Origin of the sequence: Streptomyces sp. A0592, from assembly GCF_004795115.1 — a bacterium.
GTDB lineage: Bacteria > Actinomycetota > Actinomycetes > Streptomycetales > Streptomycetaceae > Streptomyces > Streptomyces erythrochromogenes.
Genome location: NZ_SSBM01000009.1, coordinates 52016 through 68512 on the forward strand (window position 1 = coordinate 52016; position 16497 = coordinate 68512).

A 16497-nucleotide genomic window follows, 5' to 3' on the forward strand; every position below is an offset into this window, starting at 1 on the left:
TTCCTCAAGCACATGAAGTTCAGGTAACCCTCTTGCACCATGCCCAGCTCTCGCGATCGGTACAAGGCCCTACGGGGGGCCGCATTGTCCCGCTCCACCCCGGGAGGGCAGGATGACGTGCATGACGCACGCGATGCAGAAGGGCTCGAACATCCCGGTGGCCCCCGTGGCGGTCCGGGCGGTGCTGCGCTGGACCGGCGGCCCCGAGGTGCCGGACGTGGACGCTTCGGCGCTGCTGGTGGGCCCGGACGGCCGGGTGCGTTCGGACGAGGACTTCGTTTTCTACAACCAGCCCCGGCACCCCTCGGGCGCTGTCTGGCGCCTCGGCAAGAAGCAGATCGGCGACGCGATCACCGATGCCGTCCAGGCGGACCTGCGCACGGTGACCCCGAGCGTGGACCGGATCCTGGTGGTCGCCTCGGCCGAGGACGTCCCCTTCGAGCGGGTCCGCGACCTGCGGATCCTGCTCTACGACGCCACCGCGACCGGTGGCTCCGAGCCGCTGGCCTACTTCGACGTACGGCCAGAGACCGGCGCGGAGACGGCGCTGATCTGCGGGGAGCTGTACCGCCGGGGCGACGGGTGGAAGTTCCGGGCGCTCGGCGAGGGCTACTCCGACGGCCTGGTGGGCCTGGCGACCGACCACGGGATCTCGGTCGACGAGAACGCGGCCGACCCCGACGCCGTCGCGGGCGCGGCGGCCTCCGCAGCGGGGCCGGCCTCGGAGCAGACCGCCCTGATGACCCCGCCGACGCAGGCTCCGCCGGCCTCCCAGCCCGCCTACGGGTACCCGCAGCCGGTGTCCCCGGCCCCGGTGCCGGGTCCGGGCGGCGACCCGTCCTTCCGGCTGCCGGCGCAGGGCCCTCAGTTCATCCGACGCTGAGGGCCCGGGGGCTCCGGTCGGGCTCCGCGGTCACCTCTTGGTGCTCTTGTAGCCCCGCCCCCACTGGAGCCCCCAGCCGTACAGCCGGTCCAGCTCGGACTGGAACCCGTACACGAACTTCACCTCGCGCTTGACGACCAGCTCGCCCTTGACCTTCTCCAGGGAGACGACGGCGCAGGAGCGGGCCTGCGGGTGCCGCTCGTCCAGCGGGATCTCGATCCTCGGGCCCGTCACGGGGTAGAGGGTGACCATGGCGTGCGTGCGGTCGAAGGCCGGGGTCTGGTCGTAGATGTAGACGAAGACCAGCAGCCGCTTGATCTCGTCGGCGTGGTCGAGGTTGATGTAGAGGGTCTCCCCGGAACCCGATCCGAACCGGTCGTCGCCGCTGAGCTTGACGTACGGCGGGTCGTTGAGGTCGCCCAGCAGATTGCCCAGCGGCTGGACGGCGCCGCGGGTGCCGTCGGTCAGCTCGTACAGGCAGCCCATGTCGAGGTCGACGTTGACCATGCCCTGGGTGTGCGCCTGCACCATGTCCGGCTTGAACAGCTTGAACGGGTGGCGGAAGAGCTGGCCGCTCTGGCCGGACCGGCCGCCGATGTCCGAGGTGCGCATGCGCCAGGACAGGTTGACGCGCAGGTTGCCGTGGACGGCGCCCTGCCTGCTGAGCGACACCGTCGCATGCCGCTTGGTCAGCTCGATCGCGTTCGACGAGGCACTGCCCGACTGGAACTGCACCGCCCGGCTGCCCAAGATGCCGTCGAAGAAGCCCATCCCCTACCCCCCTGGTCCTGATCCCCTGGTCCCCGCGAAGCCTACGGAAAACGGGGCGGCCCGCCGGGTCCGTGAACCCGGCGGACCGCCCCGCAATGGAGCGTTCCGCATTAACGCCGCGGTCATGCCTCGGCGGTGGAACCCTCCAGTTCCAGGCGCTTGTTGCGGCGCACCGAGGACCAGAACGAGGCGGCGATCAGCACCACGCCGATGAGGCCGGTGATGATCTCGCTGATCTCGTGCTGGATGGTGACCAGCAGGATGACGGCGAGCGCGCCGATCGCGTAGTGCGCGCCGTGCTCCAGGTAGACGTAGTCGTCCAGGGTGCCCTGGCGGACCAGGTAGACCGTGAGCGAACGGACGTACATGGCTCCGATACCGAGGCCGAGCGCCATCCAGAAGATGTGGTTGGTGATGGCGAAGGCGCCGATGACCCCGTCGAAGGAGAACGAGGCGTCGAGGACCTCGAGGTAGAGGAAGAGGAAGAACGCGGCCTTGCCGGCGAGGCCGACGGCGGAGACGGGCTTGCCCGCGGCCTTGGCCTTCTCCTCCTCCTCGTGCTCGCGCTCCTCTTCCTCCTCCAGCTTGTCCTCGAAGTACGAGGACAGGCCGCCGACGATCAGGTAGGTGATCAGGCCGGCGACGCCGGCGAGCAGCACGGTGGCGGACTTGTCCGCGTGGCCGGTGCTGGTGTGGGCGTTGACGGCGAACGTCATCGCCGAGACCAGCAGCGCGATCAGGGCGATGCAGACCGAGAGCATGTCGACCTTGCCGAGCTTGGCCAGCGGACGCTCCAGCCAGGCGAGCCACTTGTGGTCGCGCTCCTCGAAGATGAAGTCGAGGAAGATCATCAGCAGGAACATTCCGCCGAACGCGGCGATGGCCGGGTGGGCGTCGGTGACCAGGGCCTCGTACTGCTCGGGCTGGTCCAGGGCCAGCTCGATCGCCTCGATGGGGCCGACCTTCGCACTGATGGCGACGATCGCCACCGGGAAGACCAGCCGCATACCGAAGACGGCGATCAGGATGCCGACGGTGAGGAAGATCTTCTGCCAGAAGGCATTCATCTTCTTCAGGATTCCGGCATTGACGACCGCGTTGTCGAAGGACAGCGAGATTTCGAGGATCGACAGGATCAGTACGACCCCGAACGCCTCCCACCCCCACTGCCACGCGGCAAAGGCGAGGCCGAGCGCCGTGATGGCGAACGACCAGCCGAAGGTTTTCAGAACCACTGGCACCTGGCACCCCATGCGTCTTGTACGGCTTTACGAAACGTTGACCCCGAAGTCTAGAGCGATGCCCCGGAGCCCCGACGCGTACCCCTGCCCCACCGCCCGGAACTTCCATTCGCCGCCGTACCGGTAGACCTCGCCGAAGATCATCGCGGTCTCGCTGGAAGCGTCCTCGGAAAGGTCGTAGCGGGCCAGTTCCTGGCCGTCGGCCTGGTTGACCACGCGGATGAAGGCGTTGCTGACCTGGCCGAAGCTCTGCCGGCGGGTGTCCGCCTCGTGGATCGAGACCGGGAAGACGATCTTGTCCACATTCGCCGGCACCTTGGTGAGGTCGATGATGATCGACTCGTCGTCGCCGTCGCCCTCGCCCGTGAGGTTGTCCCCCGTGTGTTCGACGGAGCCCTCGGGGCTCTTCAGGTTGTTGTAGAAGACGAAGTACTCGTCCCCCAGCACCCGGCCGCTGTTGCACAGCAGCGCGCTGGCGTCGAGGTCGAAGTCGGCTCCCGTGGTCGAGCGCGCGTCCCATCCGAGGCCGATCAGAACCCTGGTGAGGTTCGGTGCGGCCTTGGACAGGGAGACATTGCCCCCCTTGGCGAGTGTGACGCCCATGTTGTGGTCCTCCCCGGACGACGGTGTGGCGATGTGACGGCGGAGCAGTGGTGCGGTGGTGCGGGTGAAGCGCGTCCGGCGCCGTACACACAGTGCACGGCGCCGGACGGACGAACTGCTCTCGGACTCAGACGTTGACGCCGAAGTCCTGCGCGATGCCGCGCAGGCCGGAGGCGTAGCCCTGGCCGATGGCGCGGAACTTCCACTCCGCGCCGTTGCGGTAGAGCTCGCCGAAGACCATGGCGGTCTCGGTCGAGGCGTCCTCGGAGAGGTCGTAGCGGGCGAGCTCGGTGTTGTCGGCCTGGTTCACCACGCGGATGTAGGCGTTGCGGACCTGGCCGAAGCTCTGCTGGCGGGTCTCGGCCTCGTAGATCGAGACCGGGAAGACGATCTTGGCGACGTCGCCCGGGACGCCGGCGAGGTTGACCTTGATCGCCTCGTCGTCGCCCTCGCCCTCACCGGTGGTGTTGTCACCGGTGTGCTCGACCGAGCCGTCGGGGCTCTTGAGGTTGTTGAAGAAGACGAAGTTCGCGTCGCTGGCGACCTTGCCCTGGTCGTTGGTCAGGATCGCGCTGGCGTCGAGGTCGAAGTCGACACCGGTGGTGGTGCGAGCGTCCCAGCCCAGACCGACGATGACCGCCGTCAGGTTCGGTGCGGCCTTGGTCAGCGAGACGTTGCCGCCCTTGCTGAGGCTGACTCCCACGGGTCCTCCATTGGGTTCTGTGTGGGGCGGTGCCCCGTCGTGCGGTTGCTACCGGATCAACGTTTCGATCCTAGTGACGGGTTCCCGCCTGTAAACGGTTTTCGCAGGGAACTGCACGTATCGGACCGTGCAGAGGCCCTCAGAGGCTGTCGAGCGCCTTGATGTACTCGTTCAGGTCACGCGCGTCGGGCAGTCCGTTGACGACAGTCCAGCGCACGATGCCGTCCTTGTCGATGATGAAGGTGCCGCGGACCGCGCAGCCCTTGCCCTCGTCGAAGACGCCGTAGGCGCGCGAGGTCTCGCCGTGCGGCCAGAAGTCCGACAGCAGCGGGTACTCCAGGCCCTCCTGCTCGCCGAAGACCCGCAGGGTCGGCACGGAGTCGTTGGAGACGGCGAGGAGCTGGACGTCGTCGTTCTGGAAGCGCGGGAGCCGGTCGCGCAGCTCGCACAGCTCGCCGGTGCAGACACCGGTGAACGCGAACGGGTAGAAGAGCAGCACCACGGCCTTCTCCCCCCGGAAGTCGGAGAGCCGCACGGTGGCGCCGTGGTTGTCCTTGAGCTCGAAGTCCGGGGCCTTGTCGCCGACCTCGATCGCCATCTCTCGCATCCCTTCGTTCCCGCATCCCCGCGTTGGGCTGTTCGGGTGAGTCACAGCCTAGATCCTGACCGGGCGTACCCGGGTCCGTGAAACGCACGGAACGCACACACCCCGCCGACCGGGGTCACCTGGTCGGCGGGGTGTGGAAGCGTGTCCGCTCGGCAGCGGGCGCGGCTCAGCGCTTGGACTTGGCGGCGGTCTTGGGCGTCACCAGCTTGGTGGCGGCCCATTCCTTGCCGACGCTGACGCTCCTGGTCTGCGAGAGGCCGGCGGTCTCGGCGGCCTCGCTGATGTCGCTGGCCTCGACGTAGCCGTCACGGCCCGTCTTGGGGGTCAGCAGCAGGATCAGTGCGCCGTCCTCGACCAGCTCGGTGGCATCGACCAGCGCGTCCGTCAGATCGCCGTCGTCCTCGCGGAACCACAGCAGAACCGCGTCGGCGACATCGTCGTACTCCTCGTCGACGAGTTCGCCGACGAGTTCCTCGACGAGGTCACGGAATTGCTGATCGACGTCGTCGTCGTAGCCGATCTCCTGGACCACCTGTTCGGACTGGAAACCCAGCCGGGCGGCCAGGCTCTCCGCGTGGTCCGCGGTCGCGCTCACGGGGTGCCTCCTGCTCATGTTCGGTGAATGTCTTCGGCGGCGCGCGTACGCGCAGCATTGGGCGTAGTCCACACGGGCGCGGCGGATCGCGCAAGTACCCGGCCGCCGAGACCGTCGAAACGGTGACGATTACGGCCGTCTCGCCGCAACTTTCAGCGTGCCCGTGTGCACCTCTGGTGATTCATCCCACACCATTCCAGCTCATTCGCATCGCATGAGGACTTTCCTACCTGTTTGAGGGACGAACGGCCTCCCGGGGCCGGTGACCGGCCTGGGCGTAAGGTTGCGATTTGGTCGCACCCGCCACCCCGCACCGCGGACCGGACCCCTTCCGCACCTTGCCGGGTCTCCCCGCCGATCGCAGGGATTACCCAGTGGTACGGATGACGATTACGGCCGAGCGTAAGACCATGGGAGGCGGCGCCCCCCAGTTACGGCCTCAGTACGACGCCCCCGACAGCGAAGGAACAGCGTGGCTTCCGCATCCGATCGCAATCCGATCATCATTGGCGGCCTGCCGAGTCAGGTCCCGGACTTCGATCCGGAGGAGACGCAGGAGTGGCTCGACTCCCTGGACGCAGCGGTCGACGAGCGGGGCCGTGAGCGGGCCCGCTACCTCATGCTGCGGCTGATCGAGCGGGCGCGCGAGAAGCGCGTGGCCGTGCCCGAGATGCGCAGCACGGACTACGTCAACACGATCGCCACCAAGGACGAGCCGTTCTTCCCCGGCAACGAGGAGATCGAGCGCAAGGTCCTGAACGCCACCCGGTGGAACGCGGCCGTCATGGTCTCGCGCGCCCAGCGTCCCGGGATCGGCGTCGGCGGCCACATCGCCACGTTCGCCTCCTCCGCATCCCTCTACGACGTGGGCTTCAACCACTTCTTCCGGGGCAAGGACGAGGGCGACGGCGGCGACCAGATCTTCTTCCAGGGCCACGCCTCCCCCGGTATCTACGCCCGCGCCTACCTCCTGGACCGGCTCACCGAGCAGCAGCTCGACGCGTTCCGCCAGGAGAAGTCGAAGGCGCCGTACGGCCTCTCCAGCTACCCGCACCCGCGGCTGATGCCGGACTTCTGGGAGTTCCCGACCGTCTCGATGGGCCTCGGCCCGCTGGGGGCGATCTACCAGGCCCGGATGAACCGGTACATGGAGGCGCGCGGGATCGCGGACACCTCCAAGTCCCACGTTTGGGCGTATCTCGGCGACGGCGAGATGGACGAGCCGGAGTCGCTCGGCCAGCTGTCGATCGCCGCCCGCGAGGGCCTGGACAACCTGACCTTCGTCGTGAACTGCAACCTGCAGCGCCTCGACGGCCCGGTCCGCGGCAACGGCAAGATCATCCAGGAGCTGGAGTCGCAGTTCCGGGGCGCCGGCTGGAACGTCATCAAGCTGATCTGGGACCGCTCCTGGGACCCGCTGCTGGCCCAGGACCGCGACGGCATCCTGGTCAACAAGATGAACTCCACCCCCGACGGGCAGTTCCAGACGTACGCCACCGAGTCGGGCGCGTACATCCGTGAGCACTTCTTCGGCGGTGACCAGCGGCTGCGCGCGATGGTCGAGAACATGACCGACTACCAGATCCAGCACCTGGGCCGCGGCGGTCACGACCACAAGAAGGTCTATGCGGCGTACGCGGCGGCCAAGGCGCACAAGGGCCAGCCGACGGTGATCCTGGCCCAGACGGTGAAGGGCTGGACGCTCGGCCCGAACTTCGAGGGCCGCAACGCCACGCACCAGATGAAGAAGCTGACGGTCGACGACCTCAAGCGCTTCCGCGACCGCCTGCACATCCCGATCACGGACGCGCAGCTGGAGAGCGGCGCCCCGCCGTACTACCACCCGGGCCGCAATTCGCCCGAGATCCAGTACATGCACGACCAGCGCAACGCGCACGGCGGCTACGTGCCGACCCGTGTGGTGCGCGCCAAGCCGCTGCAGCTGCCGGACGAGAAGACCTACGCGGCGGCCAAGAAGGGCTCGGGCCAGCAGTCGATCGCCACCACGATGGCCTTCGTCCGCATCCTGAAGGACCTGATGCGGGACAAGGAGATCGGCAAGCGCTTCGTGCTGATCGCGCCCGACGAGTACCGCACCTTCGGTATGGACGCCTTCTTCCCGAGCGCCAAGATCTACAACCCGCTGGGCCAGCAGTACGAGGCGGTCGACCGCGACCTGCTGCTCGCGTACAAGGAGTCCCCGACGGGCCAGATGCTGCACGACGGCATCTCGGAGGCCGGCTGCACGGCCTCGCTGATCGCCGCGGGTTCGGCGTACGCGACGCACGGCGAGCCGCTGATCCCGGTCTACGTCTTCTACTCGATGTTCGGTTTCCAGCGCACGGGTGACCAGTTCTGGCAGATGGCCGACCAGCTCGCGCGCGGTTTCGTACTGGGTGCGACCGCCGGCCGGACCACCCTGACGGGTGAGGGCCTGCAGCACGCGGACGGTCACTCCCAGCTCCTGGCCTCGACCAACCCGGGCTGTGTGGCGTACGACCCGGCCTACGGGTACGAGATCGCGCACATCGTCCAGGACGGTCTGCGCCGGATGTACGGCCCCGAGGCCGAGGACGTCTTCTACTACCTGACGGTCTACAACGAGCCGATCCAGCACCCGGCGGAGCCGGAGGGCGTCGACGCTGACGGCATCCTCAAGGGCATCCACCGGGTCTCGCAGGGCACCTCGGGGACCATCGGGGCGCAGCTCATGGCGTCCGGCGTGGCGGTGCCGTGGGCGCTGGAGGCCCAGCGCATCCTCGCCGAGGAGTGGAACGTCCGGGCGGACGTGTGGTCGGCGACCTCCTGGAACGAGCTGCGGCGCGAGGCCGTGGAGGTGGAGGAGTACAACCTGCTCCACCCGGAGGAGGAGCAGCGCGTCCCGTACGTGACGCGGAAGCTCTCGGGTGCGGAGGGGCCGTTCGTGGCGGTCTCGGACTGGATGAGGTCCGTTCCGGACCAGATCTCGCGGTGGGTGCCCGGCGCGTACACCTCGCTGGGCGCGGACGGCTTCGGCTTCGCGGACACGCGCGGTGCGGCCCGGCGCTTCTTCCACATCGACGCCCAGTCGGTGGTGCTGGCGACGCTGACCGAGCTGGCCAAGGCGGGGAAGGTGGACCGCTCGCTGCTGAAGCAGGCCGTCGACAAGTACCAGCTGCTCGACGTGGCGGCGGCGGACCCGGGCGCGGCCGGCGGCGACGCCTGACCCCTGCCGGGGCCGGGTGGACGCCGCGTACGCGGTCCTGGGCGCGGGTCCCGGCTTCGGCCGGGGCCCGCCCCTCTTTATGCGTTGCCTACGATGCTCCGCATGAAGGAACCTTCCCGCCAGCTGCTGTGGGAGCGGCGGAGCCAGACCCCGCTGCTCGTCCTCGCCGTGGCCTTCGCCGTGGCGTACGCCGTGCCCATCGTCGCTCCGGACGCGAGCGCGCGGGTGCACGGCGCCTGCACCTACGTGGAGTGGACCGTGTGGGGGGCCTTCGCCGCCGACTACCTGGTGCGCCTGGTCCTCTCGGCGGACCGCGGGCGGTTCGTGCGGACCCACTGGCTGGACCTGGCGGCCGTGGTGCTGCCGCTCGTGCAGCCGCTGCGGCTGCTGCGGCTCGTGGCCACCTTGATGCTGGTGGGCCGGCGGGCCCGGATGGCCCCGCAGATCCAGCTGACGACCTACGTGGCCGGGGCGGTCGTCGGGCTGCTGATGTTCGGCTCGCTGGCCGTGCTGAGCGTGGAGCGGGACGCCCCCGACGGGAACATCAAGAACCTGGGCGACGCCGTGTGGTGGTCCTTCACCACGATGACGACGGTCGGGTACGGCGACCACTCCCCCACCACCGGTCTCGGCCGTGTCCTGGCGGTCGGGCTGATGCTGTCGGGGATCGCCCTGCTCGGTGTGGTGACCGCCAACATCGCCGCGTGGTTCATCTCCCGCTTCGAGCGCGACGACCAGGCGGAACGGCTCCAGCTGGCGGCGATCCGGGAGCTCCAGGCGGAGGTACGGGCGCTGCGCGGCGAGGTCGCCCGGCTGGGCGGCGCGGCGGAGCCGGCCGCCCCGCCGGTCTCCGCACCGCCGGCCTCCACCCAGCCGGCCGCCGCCGGGCCGGGCGCCCCGGCGCAGCGGGAAGCTACCGCTCCCACACCTTGAAGGCCCTTACCTGGTAGGGGGACTGGGGCAGCCAGACCCCGTCGCCCGGGTAGGTCTGGAACTCGCCGGTCTCCGCGCACTCCGCCGACTGGTAGGTGGTGACCGGGCGCCCGGTGCGGTTGACCAGTGACTGGGCGCTGGTGCCGGCGGGCAGGGCGGTGCAGCTGTTGATGTCGAGGGTGCTCAGCTCATGGGTCTGCCGGGCACCCTTGAAGTCCGGTTTCGCCCACAGGCACAGCTGTCCGCTCGCGCAGGCCCCGAGACCCGGCGGGCCCGCGGCGTGCGCCGTGCCGGCGGTGGTCGGGATCAGGGCGGTGAGGGCGAGGGCGGTCGCGGCGAGGACGGTGGTGAGGCGCGTGGTTCCACACGTACGCATGACGGGTCAACTCCTTGTGGACGGCGGGCGCCCGGACCGCTTCCGGTGCTCCGCCGACACCACGCTGACCTGCGGTGACGCTCGGGCGGAAGGGGCGCCGGGCGGGTCCACCCTGATAGGCGACAGCCTCGGCGGAACCGTCCGGCGGGCCTTCGGCACGTACGGAGTTGACCCGTCCGGGAGCCTTCGCGGCGGGCCCGTACCCGCCCCCGTGCGGCTGCGGCCGCCCCGCGCGGACGACCCGAACGTGTGATCCGGGGCCGGTCCGGCGCCCCTTCGCAAACGGCCCGGCACGGCTCGGCCAATCGGCCTCCGGGCCGTCGGCCACGGGTACTCTGACCGCCCACTCGGCGTCAGAAAGGAGCCCGGCGGTGGCGATCGACGAGCGGACGGCGCCGGCCGCGCCGGTGGCCGGACTGCGCGAACGCAAGAAGCGGCGCACCCGCAGCGCGCTCCTGCGCGCCGCGCTCGTGCTCTTCGTGTCCCGGGGGTACGAGCGCACCACCGTCGACGAGATCACCGCGGCGGTGGGCGTCTCCCAGCGCACCTTCTTCCGCTACTTCGCGAACAAGGAAGAGGTCGTCTTCGCCGTCCAGGACCTGGTGGAGTCGCACTTCGTCGGCGAGCTGCACGCACGGCCGGCGGCCGAGGGGCCCCTGGAGGCGCTCCGGGGCGCCGTGCTCGCCGCGTGGGACACGGTCGACGGCGCGCTCCGCGAGGTGGTCCCGGTCGACCTCTACATGCGCAGCTACCAGCTGATCGAATCCACCCCGGCCCTGCTCGCGGTGCACCTACGGCGTTCCACGGAGCTGGAGGAGCGGATCTCCCGGCTGATCGCCGCCCGCGAGGGCCTGGACGTGGACGCCGACCCGCGGCCACGGGTGGCCGTCGCCGCGGTCTTCGGAGTGATGAGGGTCACGGGGCGGCTCTGGGGGCGGGGGGACGACACGAGCGTGGAGGCGATCCGCCGGCTGACGGACACTTACCTCGACGGCATCGGCCCAGCTCTGGCGGGGCGCTGGGGCTGAGCCGCCCACAGAAGGCGACATTTGGGATCTTTCGCCCGGGGCTCGGCGACCGGCGGCCGGCCGCTCGCGTTGTCCCACGGTCGGGCGTGAACCCCGTCACCCGGCGCGCCACGCCCGGAATCGGTCTCCTACGCTGGTCCCAGTGAATCTGCCCGGCCTCGCCCACACCACCGCTCCAGGCGCCGACCCGCGCCCGGCCGCCCTGCGCACCCTGCTCGCGCTGGCGGTCGTCTTCATCATGCTGGCGACGACCGGCTGGACGGCTGTGCACCGCCCCGAGGGGGGCACGCCGCTGCGCGTCACCGCCCTCGACGCCTGGTCCAAGGCGCGGTTGGACGGCCGCCCGGTGCCGGCCGCGGACGCCCCGGTACGGACGGTGGCCCGCTTCTTCGCCGGCCTCGACGGCGCCCAGCGGGCCCGTCTCGCCGACGGCTACCCGCTCGTCGTCGGCAACCTCGACGGGGCGCCCGTCGCCACGCGCTACCGGGCCAACCAACACGGCCTGGAAAAGGCCCGCCTGGTCGAGGAGGCCCGCAGCCGCGACGTCGCACTGACCCCGGCCGACCGGGCCGAGGCCACCCGGCGGTCCCACCGCTTCGCCTCGCTCGCCGAACCCGGCCGGCAGATCCTCGCGTTCGACCCCACGGCCGGCGGCCGGGTGGCCGAGGTCTTCGGCGACCTCGACGGCGCCGAGCGGGTCTCGGTGATCGTTCCCGGCGTGGACACCGATCTCCTCACCTTCGAGCGCACCCAGCGCCGGCTGACCTCCCCGGTGGGCATGGCCGAGGCCCTGTACGAGGCCGAGCGGACGGCCGCGCCGAAGAGCCGGACGGCGGTCATCGCCTGGGCCGGCTACACCGCCCCCACCGGGGTCGGCATGGACGCCGCCACGGGCCGGATGGCCTTCGACGGCGCCGTCCGGCTGAAGGCCCTGACGGTGTCCCTGCCCGGGAACTCGAGCGTGGCGCTGTTCTGCCACAGCTACGGATCGGTGGTGTGCGGGGTCGCCGCGCACGAGCTGCCCCGGCGGGTGACGGACGTGGTGGTGGCGGGCAGCCCCGGCATGCGGGCGGAGAACGTCGCCGGTCTGCACACCACGGCGCGGGTCTGGGCGACGCGCGACGAGGGCGACTGGATCGCGGACGTACCGCACCTGGAGGTCGGGGGCGTGGGCCACGGTGCCGATCCGGTGTCCCCGGAGTTCGGCGCGCGACTGCTGTCCTCGGCCAGGGCGAAGAACCACACCGGCTATTTCGCGCCAGGTACGGATTCGATGACCAACTTCGCCAAGATCGGAACCGGTGCGTTCGGTTCCGTTGTGTGCGCGACCGGCGACGACGTGTGCCGACGGGGAATTTCCGGGACAGAGCAGGACTGACGCGCGTAGAGGCTCGGAAATCGGCCACCGCTTCGAGGGGGACGCACGGGGGTGGCTCCCTTTACGATGTGGCGCATGGGTGACGTACTGGCCGGAAACCATGCCGTCTGGGAGTTCGACTCGGACTCGGTGCTCATCCGCTTCGCACGGGGGATGCGAACGCCAAGACTGTGGCAAGCGCTGGGTTCGCGCCGGATCCCTCTGGAAGCGGTGTCCGCTGTGACCGTGACCGCCGGAAGGCGGGACACGGTGGTTCTGCGTGCCGTCCCGCGCCCGGGCGCGGATCCGCTGATGGAGGCCGCCGCCGGGCAGCTGAAGGAGGCGTGCGACCCGTACCGGATGGTGCTGCCGGGCGACCGGGCGACGTCCGCCGCCGCGTTCGCCGCCGCCGTGCGCGCGCAGCTCGGGCCGGACGCCGCCGAGCCGGCCCCGCGCTTCCTGGTCGACGTACCGCAGCCGCCGCTCCAGCTGAAGGCGCACGACGCGCGGGTGGGATTCGACGGCTCCTCGGTCGCCTTCCACTGGTCGCGCACCGGCGCCACCGGCACGAAGTGGAAGGCGGGCGACCAGCGCTACCCGCTGGCCGAGCTCACCGGCGTCGAGTGGCGCTCACCGGGCGGCACCGGCGGCCACCTGCGGCTGCTGCTGCGCGAGCCCCGGCAGACCCCGGCGGACCCCCGACCGGACCACGACCTCGCGACGGCCGTCTTCGGCGTGGGCTACGGGGCGGTGCACGAGTCGCTGCCGTTCGCCGCGGCCGTCCTCGCCGCCACGCGCACCCGCACCCCGGTCGCCGCCGCCCGCGGCCGCTCCGGCGACGAACGGCTGCGGCACCTGAGCGAGCTCTACGCGGCCGGCCTCCTGACCGACGGCGAGTACGCCGCCCTGAGGGATCGTTTCACCGCCGAGCCCGGGTAGCTCGGGCCGGTCGTGCGGGTCGGGCAGGTCGGGCAGGTCCTGCCGTGGACGGCTACCCCTCCCGGGCCGCCGACGTGGAGGTCATGTCCGGGTAGCGGTCCCCGGCGACCTGCGCGGCGATCGGCTCCAGCAGCGCCAGCTCCGCCGCGGTCAGGGTGATCCGGGTGGCCGCGGTGTTCTCGCGCAAACGCTCCGCCCGGCGGGTGCCCGGGATCGGGACCACGGTCAGCCCGTGCACCGCCGCACGCTGCTGCACCCAGGCGAGGGCGATCTGCGCGGGGCTCGCGCCCCGCTGCGCCGCGATCTCCCGGACCGGGGCCAGCAGCGCCGCGTTGGTCCTCGCGTTGTCGCCGGTGAACCGCGGCTGGTGGCGCCGGAAGTCGCTCTGCGACAGCTCCGCGGACGCGTCCGCGAAGGCCCCGGTCAGGAAGCCCCGGCCGAGCGGGGAGTACGGGACGAAGGCCACGTCCAGCTCCGCCGCCGCGGCCACGGCGCTGCGCTCCACGTCCCGGCTGAAGAGCGACCACTCCGACTGGAGCGCCGCGATCGGGTGCACGGCGTACGCCTCGCGCAGCTCCGCTCCGGTGACCTCGCTCAGCCCGAGGTGGCGCACCTTGCCCTCCCGCACCAGCTCCGCCATGGCGCCCACCGACTCGGCGAGCGGCACGGCCGGGTCGCGCCGGTGCATGTAATAAAGGTCGATGACATCCACGCCGAGCCGGCGCAGGCTGCCCTCGACTGCGGCGCGGACGTACGCGGGGTCGTTGCGGATGCCCCGGTACGCGGGGTCGTCGTTGCGCTCTATGGCGAACTTCGTCGCCAGCGTGATCTCGTCGCGGTGCGCGGCCACGAACGGGGCCAGGAACTCCTCGTTGCGGCCGCGGCCGTAGACGTCCGCCGTGTCGAAGAGGGTCACCCCGGCGGCCAGCGCCGCCTCCAGGGTCTCCCGGGCGGCCGCCTCGTCGGTGTCCCCGTAGAACTCGCTCATGCCCATGCAGCCCAGGCCCTGGATGCCGACCACCGGGCCGCCCTTGCCGAGCTCTGCCTGCTCCAGGGTCTCGCGGTACTCCGTCACGGCTGTCCCCTCCGGACCGTCTTCATCGTGTACATGTCGATCTTGTAATCCAGTACCGCCAGTGCGTCCGTCAGCTCCCCGATCCGCGCCCGCACCTCGCGCCGCGTCCGTTCCAGCAGCTCACGGCGTTCCTCGACGGTGTGTTCGCCCTCGCGGACCAGCTCGGCGTAGCGGACCATGTCGGCCACCGACATCCCCGTGGCGCGCAGCTTGCCCACGAAGCCCAGCCATTCGAGGTCCTTGTCGGTGAAGCGGCGCTGGCCCGAGTGGGAGCGGTCCACGTGCGGCATCAGACCGATCCGCTCGTACCAGCGCAGGGTGTGCTGGCTCAGACCGGTCCGGGCCTCCACCTCGCTGATCGTGTACCGCGTCTGCGTCAGGCTCAGGCTGTGGCTCTGGCTCTGGCTCATGGCCCCACGCTAAATCCCTTGAGTGCACTCCAAGCAAGTAGGCTCGGCCGCATGGACAGCAAGGAGGCCCTGAGCGGCATGGAAAGCCTGCGGATCATCGAGACCTGGCCCGTGGACACCGCCGCGGCGGCCGTCGTACGCGCCGACGGGAGCCTCGCCGGCTCGCACGGACCCGTCGACCACCGCTTCGCGCTGGCGTCGGTCACCAAGCCGCTGGCCGCGTACGCCGCCCTCGTCGCCCACGAGGAAGGGGCGGTCGAGCTGGACGAGCCGGCCGGGCCCGAGGGGTCGACGGTCCGTCACCTGCTCGCGCACACCAGCGGCCTGGCGTTCGACGAGCACCGCGCGATGGCCGCGCCCGGTACCCGCCGGCTGTACTCGAACGCCGGTTTCGAGGTGCTCGGCGACCACATCGCCAAGGCCACCGGCATCCCCTTCGCGGAGTACGTGCACCAGGCCGTCTTCGAGCCGCTGGGCATGGCGTCGACCACCCTGGACGGGTCGCCCGCCAAGGACGGCGTCTCCACCGTCTCCGACCTGCTGCGCTTCGCCGCCGAACTGCAGGCGCCCCGGCTGCTCGACGTGCGCACGGTCGCCGAGGCCACCTCGGTCGTCCACCCCGGGCTCAAGGGCGTCCTGCCGGGGTACGGGAGCCAGTCCCCCAACGACTGGGGCCTCGGCATGGAGATCCGCGACGGCAAGTCCCCGCACTGGACGGGCCTGACCTCCTCCCCGCGCGCCTTCGGCCACTTCGGCCAGGCCGGCACCTTCCTGTGGGTGGACCCGGACGCGCGCGCGGCCTGCGTGGCGCTGACCGATCGGCCCTTCGGCCCGTGGGCGGTCGAGGCCTGGACCCCCTTCACCGACGCGGTCCTGGCCGAACTCCGCTCGGTCTAGGTCGTCTCTTTCGGATCTTGTCGGTCGGGCCCGCGTCGTCCGGTGCCGTGGCCGGCAAGGCGGAGGGGCGCCCGTGTACTGGACGTACTCGGGCGCCTCGACAACGCGGCCGGGTGCGGTGCCGGGCGGCGCGGGCCCGGCAAGATCCGGAAGAGACGGCCTAGCGGACACGGCCTAGCCGGGCAGCTCCCAGATCAGCAGCTCCCCCGGGGACCCGGCGACGATCTCCAGTCCCTTCTCGGCGGTGATCCGCGCCGAGTCCCCCGGGCCCAGCTCGGCCCCGTCCAGGCGCAGGTCCCCGCGCACCACGTGCAGGTACACCCGCTCGGCGGCCGGTACGGCGACCCGCTCGCCCGCGCCGGGGCGCCGTACGTGCAGGGCCGCGCCGGCCGCGGAGACCTCGTAGGGCGTGCCGTCGGGGACGCCGCGCCGCACCTCGTACGAGGGATCGCCGCCCGCGGCGAGCGGCGAGAGCCACATCTGCACGAAGCGCAGCGGCCGGTCGCCGTCGTTGCGCTCCACGTGGCGCGCCCCGGATCCGGCGCTGAGCCGCTGCACGTCACCGGGCCGGACGAGGCTCGTCTCGCCGGTGCTGTCCTGGTGGGTGAGTTCGCCGTCGATCACCCAGGTCACGATCTCGGTGTGGCTGTGCGGGTGCTCGTCGAAGCCCGCGCCGGCCGCGAGGGTCTCCTCGTTGCAGGCCAGGACGGGACCGAAGCGCAGGTTGTCCGGGTCGTAGAAGGACCCGAAGGAGAAGGCGTGCCGGGTGCTGATCCCGGCCGCCGGGTCTCCTCCCTCGTACCGGTCGGCGCCGCGGCGTACATCAATCATGAGGGCCACGGTAGCCCCAGCCGTGGGACGGAGCCGGGCCCGG

Annotated in this window: 17 protein-coding genes; 7 read left to right on the forward strand and 10 right to left on the reverse strand. The window is 70.9% G+C overall.

Annotated elements, in window-relative coordinates; translation table 11 throughout:
• The first annotated feature begins 121 nt into the window (after window positions 1-121).
• The gene (locus E6U81_RS15485) at window positions 122-883 is read left to right on the forward strand and encodes a TerD family protein (RefSeq protein WP_136230668.1); all 762 of its coding nucleotides are present in this window, start codon (window positions 122-124) and stop codon (window positions 881-883) included.
• 30 nt (window positions 884-913) lie between these two features.
• On the opposite strand, the gene E6U81_RS15490 is transcribed toward E6U81_RS15485, so the two are convergent.
• The 6 genes from E6U81_RS15490 to E6U81_RS15515 form a co-directional block, all read right to left on the reverse strand.
• Window positions 914-1654 carry a Tellurium resistance gene (locus E6U81_RS15490; protein ID WP_136230669.1) on the reverse strand — a complete coding sequence of 247 codons (741 nt, stop codon included), beginning with the start codon at window positions 1652-1654 and terminating at the stop codon, window positions 914-916.
• Between the two features lie 122 nt (window positions 1655-1776).
• Window positions 1777-2889 carry a DUF475 domain-containing protein gene (locus E6U81_RS15495; RefSeq protein ID WP_136230670.1) on the reverse strand — a complete coding sequence of 371 codons (1113 nt, stop codon included), beginning with the start codon at window positions 2887-2889 and terminating at the stop codon, window positions 1777-1779.
• Between the two features lie 33 nt (window positions 2890-2922).
• Complete coding sequence (locus E6U81_RS15500; protein WP_136230671.1) at window positions 2923-3498, reverse strand: TerD family protein; 576 nt, start codon at window positions 3496-3498, stop codon at window positions 2923-2925.
• Window positions 3499-3625: 127 nt separating this feature from the next.
• The gene (locus E6U81_RS15505; protein WP_030657021.1) at window positions 3626-4201 is read right to left on the reverse strand and encodes a TerD family protein; all 576 of its coding nucleotides are present in this window, start codon (window positions 4199-4201) and stop codon (window positions 3626-3628) included.
• A gap of 139 nt (window positions 4202-4340) precedes the next feature.
• Window positions 4341-4799 carry a peroxiredoxin gene (locus E6U81_RS15510; RefSeq protein WP_136230672.1) on the reverse strand — a complete coding sequence of 153 codons (459 nt, stop codon included), beginning with the start codon at window positions 4797-4799 and terminating at the stop codon, window positions 4341-4343.
• 175 nt (window positions 4800-4974) lie between these two features.
• Window positions 4975-5403, reverse strand: a complete 429-nt coding sequence (locus E6U81_RS15515; RefSeq protein WP_206309940.1) for a DUF3052 domain-containing protein — start codon at window positions 5401-5403, stop codon at window positions 4975-4977.
• Between the two features lie 472 nt (window positions 5404-5875).
• On the opposite strand from E6U81_RS15515, the gene aceE reads away from it, so the two are divergent.
• On the forward strand, window positions 5876-8608 hold the full coding sequence (gene aceE / locus E6U81_RS15520; protein ID WP_136230674.1) for a pyruvate dehydrogenase (acetyl-transferring), homodimeric type: 2733 nt from the start codon (window positions 5876-5878) through the stop codon (window positions 8606-8608).
• 102 nt (window positions 8609-8710) lie between these two features.
• Entirely contained in the window at window positions 8711-9541 is an 831-nt protein-coding gene (locus E6U81_RS15525) for a potassium channel family protein (RefSeq protein ID WP_240803831.1), read from the forward strand.
• Here the strand turns inward: E6U81_RS15525 and E6U81_RS15530 are convergent.
• Window positions 9522-9917 carry a peptidase inhibitor family I36 protein gene (locus tag E6U81_RS15530; RefSeq protein ID WP_136230675.1) on the reverse strand — a complete coding sequence of 132 codons (396 nt, stop codon included), beginning with the start codon at window positions 9915-9917 and terminating at the stop codon, window positions 9522-9524. The genes E6U81_RS15525 and E6U81_RS15530 overlap by 20 nt on opposite strands.
• A 371-nt stretch (window positions 9918-10288) precedes the next feature.
• Between E6U81_RS15530 and E6U81_RS15535 the strand changes: the two genes are divergently transcribed.
• From E6U81_RS15535 to E6U81_RS15545, 3 genes are all read left to right on the forward strand, one after another.
• Complete coding sequence (locus tag E6U81_RS15535; RefSeq protein ID WP_240803832.1) at window positions 10289-10945, forward strand: TetR family transcriptional regulator; 657 nt, start codon at window positions 10289-10291, stop codon at window positions 10943-10945.
• A 238-nt stretch (window positions 10946-11183) separates the two neighbouring features.
• Window positions 11184-12323, forward strand: coding sequence for an alpha/beta hydrolase (locus E6U81_RS15540; protein ID WP_136230819.1), 1140 nt, complete (start codon window positions 11184-11186; stop codon window positions 12321-12323).
• Between the two features lie 66 nt (window positions 12324-12389).
• A complete protein-coding gene (locus E6U81_RS15545) occupies window positions 12390-13241 on the forward strand; it encodes a DUF4429 domain-containing protein (protein ID WP_136230820.1) in 852 nt (283 codons plus the stop codon).
• Between the two features lie 52 nt (window positions 13242-13293).
• On the opposite strand, the gene E6U81_RS15550 is transcribed toward E6U81_RS15545, so the two are convergent.
• Together E6U81_RS15550 and E6U81_RS15555 are read right to left on the reverse strand one after the other, a co-directional pair.
• Window positions 13294-14316 carry an aldo/keto reductase gene (locus E6U81_RS15550; protein WP_240803833.1) on the reverse strand — a complete coding sequence of 341 codons (1023 nt, stop codon included), beginning with the start codon at window positions 14314-14316 and terminating at the stop codon, window positions 13294-13296.
• Window positions 14313-14726, reverse strand: coding sequence for a MerR family transcriptional regulator (locus tag E6U81_RS15555; RefSeq protein WP_136230676.1), 414 nt, complete (start codon window positions 14724-14726; stop codon window positions 14313-14315). The genes E6U81_RS15550 and E6U81_RS15555 overlap by 4 nt, the downstream gene beginning before the upstream one ends.
• A 78-nt stretch (window positions 14727-14804) precedes the next feature.
• Between E6U81_RS15555 and E6U81_RS15560 the strand changes: the two genes are divergently transcribed.
• Complete coding sequence (locus tag E6U81_RS15560) at window positions 14805-15623, forward strand: serine hydrolase domain-containing protein (RefSeq protein ID WP_136230822.1); 819 nt, start codon at window positions 14805-14807, stop codon at window positions 15621-15623.
• A gap of 174 nt (window positions 15624-15797) precedes the next feature.
• On the opposite strand, the gene E6U81_RS15565 is transcribed toward E6U81_RS15560, so the two are convergent.
• On the reverse strand, window positions 15798-16454 hold the full coding sequence (locus E6U81_RS15565) for a pirin family protein (protein ID WP_136230677.1): 657 nt from the start codon (window positions 16452-16454) through the stop codon (window positions 15798-15800).
• Between the last annotated feature and the right edge of the window lie 43 nt (window positions 16455-16497).